Below are 11670 nucleotides of genomic sequence, written 5' to 3' on the forward strand. Positions count from 1 at the left end.
ACATCAATCCCCAAATCGTATCAGAGCGGAGCGCGCGCCGATGGCAGACCCCTATTTCTTTGGCTATGGCAGCCTGGTGAATTCCGCCACCCACGATTTTTCAGACCCGCGCCCGGCGCGACTGGCCGGCTGGCGGCGGGCCTGGCGGCACACCGATCTGCGCGAGGTGGCATTTCTGACCGCAATCCCGGACCCTGAGACCGAAATCGAAGGCATGATCGCCCATGTACCCGGCGGTGACTGGGACAAGCTGGACGCACGCGAATGGGCCTATGACCGGGTGCCCGCGACCGAGAACGTCACGCATTTCGTGCGCCAGGAGATCGAGATCGCGGTCTATGCCGTGCCCGAGCACCGCCATCAGCACCCGAGCCAAGCCTTTCCGATCCTGTTGAGCTATCTCGATGTGGTGGTGCAGGGCTATCTGCGCGAATTCGGGCCGGACGGCGCCGACCGTTTCTTTGCCACCACCGACGGCTGGGATGCGCCGATCCTCAACGACCGGGCCGCACCGCGCTATCCGCGCCACCAAAGCCTCAGCCCTGAGGAGACCGCATTTGTTGACGGTCGGCTCAAGGCCATGAGTGCCAGCGTCGTCAACGGGGGCTAAGCAGCCCCCGCCAGCTTCCTCTTACTGGAAATATCCCCGCCGGAGGCACCGGCCTGCGACGCAGCGCCAGCCCTTGGCCAACCCTGCGCCAGCCTTGGCCGGGCGCGGTCACCCGCGCGCGCGCACCTTTTGCAGCAGCGGCAGCAGCGTGGCCATTTCCGGCCCGCGCTCCATCCCCGTCAGCGCCTTGCGCAGCGGCATGAACAGACCTTTGCCCTTGCGCCCGGTCGCCTCTTTCACAGCGGCGGTCCATGCGCCCCAGGTCGTGCCGTCGAACGGGCCTTCGGGCAGCAGCGTCATCGCCTGCGCAATGAAGTCCTTGTCCTCGTCGGCGATCAATGGCTCGGCCCCATCCCGGCACAGGCTCCACCAGCCGCCAAGGTCGTTCAGCGTGGTGATGTTATCGCGCGCCATCAACCAGAACGACTCGGCCAGATCCGCCGGCACGCCCAGCGCATCGACCTCTGCCCGCACGGTGTCCAGCGGCAGCGACTGCAGATGGTGGGCGGTCAGCGGGAACAGGTCATTGACGTCGAACTTGGTCGGCGCCGCGCCAAAGCGCGAGATATCAAAACCTTCGATCAGCTCGTCCATGTTGCTGCGCAGCTCTACCGGATCCGCCGAACCCAACCGCGCCATCAGGCTGAGCAGCGCCATCGGCTTGACGCCCTGCGCCCGCAGATCGCGCAGGCTAAGCGTACCAAGCCGTTTCGACAGCGCCTCGCCCTGCGGGCCGGTCAACAACGAATGGTGCGCGAACTCCAGCGGCGCGCCGCCCAAGGTCCGGATGATCTGGATCTGGGTGGCGGTATTGGTCACATGGTCAGCGCCGCGCACGATATTCGTCACGCCCATTTCCATGTCGTCCACCACCGACGCCAAAGTATACAGGATCTGCCCGTCGCCGCGGATCAGAACCGGGTCGGAAACCGAGGCCGCGTCGATCGAAATCGGGCCAAGGATACCGTCCGTCCACTCGATCCGTTCCCGGTCGAGCTTGAAGCGCCAGACGCCGTTGCCACGCTCGGCCCGCAGCGCGGTCTTTTCCTCGTCCGACAGATCAAGCGCGGCGCGGTCATAGACCGGCGGCTTGCCCATGTTCAGCTGCTTCTTGCGCTTGAGGTCCAGTTCGGTCGGGGTCTCGAACGCCTCATAAAAGCGGCCCATCTCGCGCAGTTTGTCGGCCGCCTCGTGATAGCGATCCAGCCGTTTGGACTGATATTCCATCCGGTCCCAGGTGATTCCCAGCCATTCCAGATCTTCCTGGATGCCGTCGATGTATTCCTGTTTCGACCGTTCCTGATCGGTATCGTCGATCCGCAGGATGAACGTGCCGCCCGCCTTGCGGGCGATCATGTAGTTCATCAGCGCGGTGCGCAGGTTTCCGACATGGATATAGCCGGTGGGCGACGGGGCGAAACGGGTGATGGTCATGGGGGTACTCCTGTTGTCGGCCATGTGTCACACGGACCGGGAAATGTCCAGTTGTCAGCATGCCGCCCCCCGTCTTTGCGCCCGTCTTTGCGCCGCGCCGTGATCGCCCCTCCAGATCAAATAATTGCGATTTGCACGCGCCGAATGCGCCGGATGCCCTATGTTTCCTGCAAGAGTTCAACAAGGAGCAAGACCATGACGATCAGACTGACGCGCCGCGCCGCCCTGACCGGGGCTGCCGCCCTTCCCCTGGCCATGAGTGCCGCCCGCCCTGCCTTGGCAGAGGCCCACGCAGGCAAGCCCGCGCTGCCGCACGCCCGCGCCTTTTCGCTGGGCGAGATGTCGGTGACCACCCTGCTTGACGGCAGCCTGCCGCGCGACGGCGCCAAGGCGATTTTTGGCGGCGGGGCCAGCGAAGAGGAATTCGCCGAGGTTTCGGCACAGAACTTCATCTCGCCCGATACCGCGCAGTTCTATTTCACCCCGTCTCTGGTCGAGGTCGGCGGGCAGAAGATCCTGTTCGACACCGGGTTGGGACAGGGCGGTATTGCACAGGCCCTGGCCGAGGCAGGCACCACCCCCGATCAGATCGACGTGGTGGTGCTGACCCATATGCATCCCGACCATATCGGTGGCATGATGACAGAGGGCGCGCCGACCTTTGCCAATGCGCGCTATGTCACCGGACGGGTCGAATATGATTTCTGGTCCAAGATGGATGCGGGCAATCGGGTCGGTGATCTGGTGGCTAAGAACGTGACGCCACTGGCGGAAAAGATGACCTTTATCGAGGACGGGGCCGAGGTGGTGCCGGGCATCACCGCGCTGGCCAGCTTCGGCCATACACCGGGGCATCTGTCGTTCCATCTCGACAGCGCCGGCAAGCGGCTGGTGCTGGCTGCCGATCTGGCCAACCACTATGTCTGGTCCTTCGCCCATCCCGAATGGGAGGTGCAATTCGACATGGACAAGGCCGCCGCCACCGCCGCGCGCCGCAAGGTGCTGGGTATGCTGGCGGCCGACCGGGTGGCGATGATCGGCTATCACATGCCCTTCCCGGCCACCGGCTTCGTCGAGACACGCGGAGATGGGTTCCGGTTCGTGCCAGTCAGCTATCAGATGATGTAAAGGCGAGGCGTCCCCGTCCGACGTCAACGCCGGGCGGGGCGTCTGTCTCTCAAAACCCCTTGTCGAGATAGACCCGGCTGCCGTCGCTGAAGCGCGACAGGCGGAAGGCCTGCGGGTCCACCACCGGCGCACTTCCAGTGACCAAATCGGCCATCAAACGCCCCGCCGCCGGCCCGATGCCAAAGCCATGGCCGGAAAATCCGGTCGCGATATGCAGCCCCGGCAGATCCTCCACCCCGGAAATCACCGGCACCGCATCGGGGGTCACGTCGATCATGCCGCTCCAGCTTTGCAGCCTTTCGGCCCCTTGCAGGATCGGAAAGGCCTGTTGCGCCTCGCCCCAGCATTGCCGCAGCACCCGCTCGGACGGAGTCGGATCAAGGATGCGGCAGGTCTCGAACGGGGTGATATCCTCGGGCCGCCAGTGGCGCGGCTGGCGCGCCTCCTCGCTCCAGCGCCCGGACAGGCGGAATTTCAGGCTCGACCATTCGTGAAACAGTGCCGGCAGGAAAGCGCGGGCAAGGCGAAAGCTGTCGGGCACGAAATCAACGGTATTCTCGGTGCCCGAGGCCACGGTGTAGCCCCCATCGGCGCGTTTGCGCAGGGCAAAGCCCCCCGCCCAGACCGAGGCCTCCGGCCCGCCCTCGACCGGAGAGGTGCGCATGACGGTGTTCAACACCTTGAGCTGCGGCAGTTGCACCCCGGAATTGCCGGCAAACAACCGCGACCACGCCCCGCCCGCCAGCACCACCGCATCGCAGCCCACCCTGCCCTTTTCCGTGACCACGCCCGTCACCCGCCCCGCTGCGACGTCAAGGCTGCGCACCGCGCATCCGGTCATCACCACCGCCCCGGCCTCGCGCGCTGCTTCGGCGACGGCAGGCGCGGCCCATTGCGGTTCGGCCCGGCCATCGCGCGGGGTATAAAGCGCGCCTTTCAGATCCATTCGGTGCCCCGGCAACAGCGCGTCCAGATCCGCGCCGGACACCATCTTGCTCTCGACCTGATAGGGGGTCAGGTGCTCGGCCCAACGGGCGTGTTCGGCATAGGTTTTCTCGCTGTCGGCGGTGAACAGGATGCCGGCGCGGCGATACCCTGTCTTGCGCCCGGTGCGCACGTCCAGCCCCTCCCAAAGGCGCAGCGCCTCGATCATCAGCGGGATCTCACGCGGGTCGCGCATCGACAATCGCACCCAGCCCCAGTTGCGGCTGGACTGTTCGCCGCCGATCACGCCCTTTTCACACAGCAAGACGGACAAGCCGCGCTCGGCCAGTTCCAGCGCAGTCGAGGTGCCGACGATGCCGCCCCCGATCACCACCACATCGGCGCGATCAGGAAGCTGCAGGTCAGAAGAAACGGGGGTGAGTTGGGGTCCGGGCATGGCGTGACTATAGCCAAGCCATCGCCACGCGCATCCCCTTTTTGCCCGGGTTCAGGGGCCCCCTCAGGGGGTCGGGCCGGGGGCCGCGACGGCGACTGTCTTCGACTGTCTCGGCTGCACCAAGGACAGGCCCAGCGCCATCACCGCCAGCGCCGCCCAGACCCAAAGCGAATAGCGCTCGCCCAGCACGACCATACCCAGCAGAACCCCGGTGCCCGTCACCACATACCCCACCTGTGCGGCAAACACCGGCCCAGCCTGCCCGATCAACCAGATATAGCCCGCATAGGCCACCAGATGCAGCACGGTGATGCCAAGCACGGCCAGTTCCGGCGGGCCAAAGGCGGTGATGTCAAACCAACTCTGCGTTGCCAGCATCGCCGGCGTCAGCAACCCCAGCGCGCCCCAACTGAGCCCACAGAGCATTGCGAACGGCCCCAGATCGCGCATATCCGATTTGGCAATGACGATATTCTCGCCGGAATAGGACAGTGCCACCGCCAGCGGCGCGAGGATCCAAAGCGCCTTGGCCGGGTCCGGCAGGCTGCTGCCCGGAAGCACGATCAGCGCCACGCCCACCACCCCCAGCAAAAGCCCGAGGATGCGGCGAAGCGAGGGGCTCTCCAACCGCAGCGGCCAGGCCAGCAGCAGGGTGACCATCGGCACCAACGACAGCATCATCATCATGATGCCAACCGGCAGATGCGCGTAGGCGGTATAGGACAGGCTGTTGGGTAAGGCGGTTCCGAGCAGACCACAGGTCAGGTAAAACCGCACATGCCGCGCGCTCAGCGGCAGCCGCCGCCCGCGTACTGCCAGCGTCAAGCTCAGGATCAGAGCGGCAAGCAGGGTGTTCCAGAATGTGATCCCCACCGCACTATGTCCGGTGGAAACCGCCAGCTTCGACAGCGGCCCGGTCGCCCCCCAGCACAGCCCGATGCCCAGAACCGTCAGCCAGAGCCGCGAGGTCGAGGATGCTGCGATCAGGGCTGTCACGGGGCAAACTCTCCTCAATCGGCAAAGATGGCCCGCAGGCCCTCAGGACGGGTCGCGCCAACGGTTGACGATGGGGTAGCGGCGATCAAGCCAGAACGCGCGCTTGGTCAGACGCGCGCCGGGGGCCGACTGGAACCGCTTGTATTCACTAATGTAGAGCAGATGCTCGACCTTCTTAGCCGTGGCCCGATCAAACCCGGCGGCGACGCAATCGGCGATGGAGCCGTCGCGGTCCACAAGGATATCAAGGATCGCGTCCAGCTCGTCATATTCGGGCAGGCTGTTGCTGTCCTTCTGATCCGGGCGCAGTTCGGCACTGGGCGGTTTGGAGATCACCCGGGGCGGGATCACCTCGCCCGCAGGCGCCTTCATCCAGTCGCGGTGATTATCATTGCGCCAGCGGCAGGTTTCGAACACGCGGGTTTTGTACAGATCCTTGATCGGATTGTACCCTCCGGCCATGTCGCCGTAGATGGTGGCATAGCCCACCGCCACCTCGGATTTGTTGCCGGTGGTCAGCAGCATCTCGCCAAACTTGTTGGACATCGCCATCAGCAGCAGACCGCGCAGGCGCGACTGGATGTTTTCCTCGGTCAGGTCGGGTTTCAACCCCGCAAACAACGGCTCCAAGGTATTGGAGATCGCCCCCCGCCCCTCGGCAATCGGGACATAATCATAATGGCAACCCAGCGCCTTGGCGACAGCCTCGGCGTCCTCCAGCGACTCCGGGCTGGTGTATTCCGAGGGCAACATGACGCAGCGCACATTCTCTGGCCCCAGCGCATCGGCCGCGATCACCGCGACCAGCGCCGAATCGATGCCCCCCGACAGCCCCAGCAGCACCTTGGAGAACCCGGTCTTGGCCATGTAATCGCGCAGGGCGATGACCATCACCTGATAATCCTGCTCCCATTCCGAGGGGTGGACGTGTTCCGCGCCCGGCAGGATGCGCCAGCCGTCGGACCCACGTTCCAGATCCACGTGAGTGATGGCCGCGTCGAACTGCGGCATCTGAAACGCCAGTTCGCCCCCCGGGTTCAACCCGAAGCTGGCCCCGTCAAAGACCTGATCGTCCTGTCCGCCCACCATGTTGAGATAGATCAGCGGCAGGTCGGTCTCGACCACGCGGGCGACCATGTGGTTGAGCCGGGTGTCATGCTTGCCCCGGTAATAGGGCGAGCCATTGGGCACCAGCAGGAATTCCGCCCCGGTCTCGGCCAGGGTCTCGGCGACATCCTCGTGCCAGGCATCCTCGCAAATCGGGCTGCCGATGCGGGTGTCGCCCACCGAATAAGGCCCGCCCAACGGACCGGCGGCAAAGATCCGCTGTTCGTCGAACACCATCTCGTTGGGCAGATTATGCTTGAGCGCGGTATGGGCGATCTTGCCATCCCTGAGGATGAAATAGGCGTTGAACAGCTGCGCCCCCTCGACCCATGGCCCGCCAATGGCCAGCGCCGGACCGTCGGCACAGTCTGCCGCCAGTTTGCGCACCGCCTCGATCGCGGCGGTGTGGAAGGCGGGTTTCATCACCAGATCCTGCGGGTTGTACCCGACAAGGAACATCTCGGGCAGCGCCACCAGATCGGCGCCAGCGGCACGGCCCTGGTCCCAGGCCTCGCGCGCCTTGGCGGCGTTGCCTTCCAGATCCCCCATCACGGGGTTCAATTGCGCCAGCGTCACGCGGAAACGATCAGACATCCTGCCCTCGGTCCAAGTCCTGTTTGCAGCCATTTAACAGATCATGTGCCGAGGGAAAGCCTTGCGCCGCAAAAGACGTTGCTTGAACCCGCCCCCTCGCCTAGTTTCTAATGGCTTCGCAGGCGCGCCACAGCGCCGCGCGGGCACATCGCGACGCGGATCTCGACACGGATCGCGGCACAGGGGGCAGGCAGGACATCCGATGAGACATCTTGGAATGGTATTGGCGATCACAACCGGTCTGATGCTGGCGGGACAGGCCCGTGCGCAGGACGGTCAGGTGCTGACCACCGAAGACGATATCGGCGGCGTCTATGAGGGCACCTTTCGCGGCGGGTTGCAGCACGGCACCGGCACCTATCGGCTGCCGAACGGCTATGAATATTCCGGCGACTGGCTGGATGGAGAGATCAAGGGCCAAGGCGTGGCGCGGTTTCCCAACGGCTCGGTCTATGAGGGCGAATTTGCCAAGGGCAAGCCGAACGGTCTGGGCAAGATCACCTTTTCCGACGGCGGCACCTATGAAGGCGACTGGCTTGATGGGGTGATCAACGGACAGGGCGTGGCCACCTATGCCAACGGGGTGCGCTATGAGGGCGAATTCCGCAACGCGCAGCACAATGGCTTTGGCGTCATGACCAGCCCCGGCGGGTATGAGTATCGCGGCGACTGGCTCGATGGCGAGAAACAGGGCAAAGGAGTGATCACCTATCCCGACGGCGCCGTCTATGATGGCGAGATCAACGATGGCCAGCGCCACGGCCAAGGCACGCTGCGGATGCCCGACGGGTTGACCTATGTCGGCACATGGGCAGACGGGCAGATCAGCGGCACCGGGGTGCTGACCCAAGCCAATGGCGATGTCTACGAGGGGGATCTGGTCGCCGGTCGGCGCGAGGGCATGGGCAAGGTCACCTACGCCAATGGCGACGTCTATCAGGGCGCCTTCGCCGATGACCGCCGCCATGGGCAGGGCAGCTTTACCGGCGCTGACGGCTATGTTTACACCGGTTCCTGGGTGGCAGGGCAGATCGAAGGACAGGGCCGCGTCACCTATCCTGACGGTTCGATCTATGAAGGTCAGTTCCGCGCCGATCTGGCCGATGGGCAGGGCAAGATCGCCTATCCCGACGGGTCAACCTATGAGGGCGCATGGACCGCCGGGGTGATCGACGGCGAGGGCGTGGCCACCTATGCCAATGGCATCATCTACAAGGGCATGTTCAAGAACGCCAAGAACCACGGCACCGGGGTGATGACCTATGCCGACGGCTATCGCTATGAGGGCGACTGGCAAGACGGCCAGCGCCACGGGCAAGGCAAGGCCACCTATGCCGACGGCTCGGTCTATACCGGCCAGTTCGTCAACGGCCAGCGCGACGGTACGGGCGAGATCGTGATGGCCGACGGCTTTCGCTATTCCGGAGACTGGTCCAAGGGCGAGATCAGCGGCGAAGGTGTGGCCACCTATGCCAATGGCGATGTCTATGAGGGCACCTTCAGAAACGGCAAGCGACAGGGTCAGGGCACCATGCGCTATGGCACCGGGCAAGAGACCAGCGGCCAGTGGGACAATGGCGCGCTGAAGAACGGCGGGTGAGGGTTCGCTTGCGTCGCCTGTTCGGGTGAGGGGCGGAATGCGGAGGTGCAGGCGCGGGCGTGCAGGCAGTGCCAACGACCTCACGCAGACCGCTGTCAGCCGCCCAGTTGCGGACGCATCGCTTGATAGACAACTGCCGCGGCTACATTCGCCAGATTGAGCGATCGAACACGTGAATCGAGCATGGGCAACCTGAAAGTCCGATCTTCCAACCCGTTGAGAATCGCCAATGGCAGGCCTTTGGATTCACAGCCAAAGACCAGAAAGGCATCCTTAGGATAGTCGGGATCGTAGAACGTTTGGGCCCCGTGTTCTTCGAAGAAAAACAGGCTTTCGGGACGCGGCTTACGCGCCTCCAAAAAACTTTCCCAAGTGTCATATTCGCTGAGGTTCACATATTTCCAATAGTCGGTTCCGGCCCGCCGCACCGCTTTTTCGTCGAGGGAAAACCCGTAGGGCTTGATCAGAACCAGCTCCAGATTCAGCGCAACGCAGGTCCGTCCGATGGCCCCTGTGTTGTACGGTATTTCGGGGGTGACCAACACGATTTTCATGCGGGGATCAGACATGGGATATGTGAACTTTCTCAGGTGAGGGCGCGGCATTCGCCGTGCTTCTCCTATTCAATCTCGTGAAATCGAGGGTGGAAACCTACCGGGTCTCTAGGAATTTATGCGCCTCAAGAAGTGTCGTGGCGAGCCCGTCAAAAAAGCCCGGCACGCCAACATCTATCAGGCTTGAAGGCGCGTCTTCTTCTTTTGGATCGAGAGTTTCAGCGGGTTTCATATGAAAAAGTTCGGTCGGAGTGTCGAGCAATTCCCGATAGCTTGCGCCTTTTCCGTGCTTGAGCACGTTGATCGCCAGATAGTACTTGTGGACCCGATCGGCGAGGTCAGCCTGCCCGGAGTTTACCAGCGACGTTCTCAACTTTTTTGAAAACGGCCCCCGTTTGAAGTGGTGCTGCATGCGCGCCTCGAACAGGGTGAAGATATCAACAGCGGCCAATTCAAGCGCGACAGTCGCCGCGCGCAGGTCTTCAGCTTGAGCTTCGGAGCCGCTCTGCCCGTCCAACTGCGCCCGCGCGAGCGAAATTCTATCTTCGAACACCTTTGCTTTGACCTGTGCCGCCACAATCAGGTCCGGCACGCTCTGTGAGGTTTCCACCGTTCGCTCTCCTTAATGTCCCGGCCTCTCTTAAGCTAAGCGGACAGGAATGATAGGGGCGGGAACGATTCAGTGTACCGCCGCACAAAAACCCTTTCCCTTCGGCAGAGCCTCAAGAGTGCAGAGTCGTGCCAGCGCCGGATTGTGGTTCCGGCGCTGGCACGACTCTGACACGGCGGGCCTACGGCCCTTGAGTCCGTGCCCTTTGCGCTTTGCGACAGACGTTTGCAAAGGGAGGTGACGCGCCTCAGCCCTGCCCGTCTTTCAGCTTGTTGATCTTCATGAACCGCATCATGAATTTCTCGTAGAACGGTTCGCTCACCCCACGGCGCACCTTGCGCATGAAATACCACTCGAACGCCAGCTTGGCCCAGTGCACCCAGCGCCCCTGCGCCGCCCAGTTGACGTTGCGCGGCGGGTTCTGCGGCATCGCCAGAAAGGCGGCCCCGTCGTCGCCGAAATCGGCCAGACACAGCGCGTTCCAAGTGGCCATCTCGCGCGGCTCGCCGCCTTTCACGATCTGCGCGATGTTGTGGGCGGTGGCGGTGACCATGGATTCGATCATGAACCCGGTTTTCGGCACGCCGGTGGGCACCGGCGTGGGCTCTTTCGGGGCGATGGCGATACAGACGCCGATGCCAAAGATATTGGGATAGGCCGGGTTGCGCTGATGTTCGTCGACGATGACAAATCCGCGCGGATTGACCAGCCCTTCAAGCCCCATCAGCGCGGGGATGCCGCGGAAGGCCGGCAGCATCATCGCATAGGTAAAGGGGATGTCATGCGTCTTCTTCGGCTTGCCGTCCTCGTCGCATTCGGTGACGTGGATCTTGTCGGCCTCGAAACTGTCGGTCTTGGCATTGGTGACCCAACGGATCGAGCGTTCGCGCATGATCGTTTCCAGCATGCCCTTGGTGTCACCCACCCCGCCAAGGCCCAGATGGCCAATATAGGGTTCCGGGGTGACAAAGGTCATCGGCACCTTGTCGCGGATCTTGCGGCGACGCAGATCGGTGTCGATACTCATGACATATTCATAGGCCGGGCCAAAGCACGAGGCCCCCTGCACCGCGCCAACCACGATCGGGCCGGGATTGGCGCAAAACGCCTCCCAGTTTTTGCCCGAGATCTCGGCATGTTCGATTTGACAGATCGAATGGGTGAACCGATCCGGACCGAAGCCTTCGATCTCGTCAAAGGCCAGGTCGGGACCGGTGGCGATCACCAGCATGTCATAGCTGACCTCGCGGCCGCTTTGCAGGTGGATGACATTCGCCACCGGGTCTAGTTTCACCGCCCCGTCGCAGATGAATTCGATCCCCTGCCGCTCCATCACCGGGGCCAGATCGATGGTGATTTGCGCCTTTGTGCGCAAACCGATCCCGGCCGAGGGGTTGGAGGGCGTGAACTGAAAATAGGGCTTGTTCGAAATCACGGTGACCGTGTCATTGCTGCCCAGCGCTTCCTTGAGCTCATAGGCCTGAATGGTACCGCCTACCCCGGCACCTAGGACGACCACATGCGTCATATCCGTCTTCCCTCCTGAGTGGTGGCCCCGGCTCCCCCTCCGCGGCCTGAATGCACGCCTTGCAAATCGGCGTGCCCTGCCCCCCTGCGGTCAAAGCGGCCAGAACCGGCGCACCCCGACTGCATGGG

At 63.4% G+C, this 11670-nt stretch carries 10 protein-coding genes; 3 read left to right on the top strand and 7 right to left on the bottom strand.

The window, feature by feature from the left end; genetic code table 11:
• Window positions 1–40: 40 nt before the first annotated feature.
• Complete coding sequence (locus E1B25_RS05810) at window positions 41–610, top strand: gamma-glutamylcyclotransferase family protein (protein ID WP_132827821.1); 570 nt, start codon at window positions 41–43, stop codon at window positions 608–610.
• Between the two features lie 108 nt (window positions 611–718).
• Here the strand turns inward: E1B25_RS05810 and gltX are convergent, their stop codons facing one another.
• Complete coding sequence (gene gltX, locus E1B25_RS05815) at window positions 719–2044, bottom strand: glutamate--tRNA ligase (protein WP_132827822.1); 1326 nt, start codon at window positions 2042–2044, stop codon at window positions 719–721.
• Window positions 2045–2239: 195 nt separating this feature from the next.
• Here gltX and E1B25_RS05820 point away from each other — a divergent pair, with 195 nt between their 5' ends.
• Entirely contained in the window at window positions 2240–3172 is a 933-nt protein-coding gene (locus tag E1B25_RS05820; RefSeq protein ID WP_132827823.1) for an MBL fold metallo-hydrolase, read from the top strand.
• A 49-nt stretch (window positions 3173–3221) separates the two neighbouring features.
• Here E1B25_RS05820 and E1B25_RS05825 read toward each other — a convergent pair whose 3' ends face one another.
• From E1B25_RS05825 to E1B25_RS05835, 3 genes are all read right to left on the bottom strand, one after another.
• Entirely contained in the window at window positions 3222–4553 is a 1332-nt protein-coding gene (locus E1B25_RS05825; protein WP_132827824.1) for an NAD(P)/FAD-dependent oxidoreductase, read from the bottom strand.
• 63 nt (window positions 4554–4616) lie between these two features.
• Complete coding sequence (locus tag E1B25_RS05830) at window positions 4617–5549, bottom strand: DMT family transporter (protein ID WP_165937560.1); 933 nt, start codon at window positions 5547–5549, stop codon at window positions 4617–4619.
• 42 nt (window positions 5550–5591) lie between these two features.
• Entirely contained in the window at window positions 5592–7250 is a 1659-nt protein-coding gene (locus E1B25_RS05835; RefSeq protein ID WP_132827826.1) for an NAD+ synthase, read from the bottom strand.
• 202 nt (window positions 7251–7452) lie between these two features.
• On the opposite strand from E1B25_RS05835, the gene E1B25_RS05840 reads away from it, so the two are divergent.
• Complete coding sequence (locus E1B25_RS05840) at window positions 7453–8850, top strand: MORN repeat-containing protein (RefSeq protein ID WP_132827827.1); 1398 nt, start codon at window positions 7453–7455, stop codon at window positions 8848–8850.
• Window positions 8851–8945: 95 nt separating this feature from the next.
• Here E1B25_RS05840 and E1B25_RS05845 read toward each other — a convergent pair whose 3' ends face one another.
• The 3 genes from E1B25_RS05845 to E1B25_RS05855 all read right to left on the bottom strand — a co-directional run bounded on the left by E1B25_RS05845 (window position 8946) and on the right by E1B25_RS05855 (window position 11542).
• Window positions 8946–9404, bottom strand: coding sequence for a tRNA (cytidine(34)-2'-O)-methyltransferase (locus tag E1B25_RS05845; RefSeq protein ID WP_342635584.1), 459 nt, complete (start codon window positions 9402–9404; stop codon window positions 8946–8948).
• A gap of 97 nt (window positions 9405–9501) precedes the next feature.
• Window positions 9502–10014 (bottom strand): hypothetical protein, encoded by a 513-nt coding sequence (locus E1B25_RS05850; protein WP_132827828.1) that lies wholly within the window; start codon window positions 10012–10014, stop codon window positions 9502–9504.
• 247 nt (window positions 10015–10261) lie between these two features.
• Window positions 10262–11542: an NAD(P)/FAD-dependent oxidoreductase gene (locus E1B25_RS05855; RefSeq protein ID WP_132827829.1), complete on the bottom strand. Its 1281-nt coding sequence runs from the start codon at window positions 11540–11542 to the stop codon at window positions 10262–10264.
• Between the last annotated feature and the right edge of the window lie 128 nt (window positions 11543–11670).

This window comes from Antarcticimicrobium sediminis (assembly GCF_004348975.1).
Lineage (GTDB): Bacteria > Pseudomonadota > Alphaproteobacteria > Rhodobacterales > Rhodobacteraceae > Antarcticimicrobium > Antarcticimicrobium sediminis.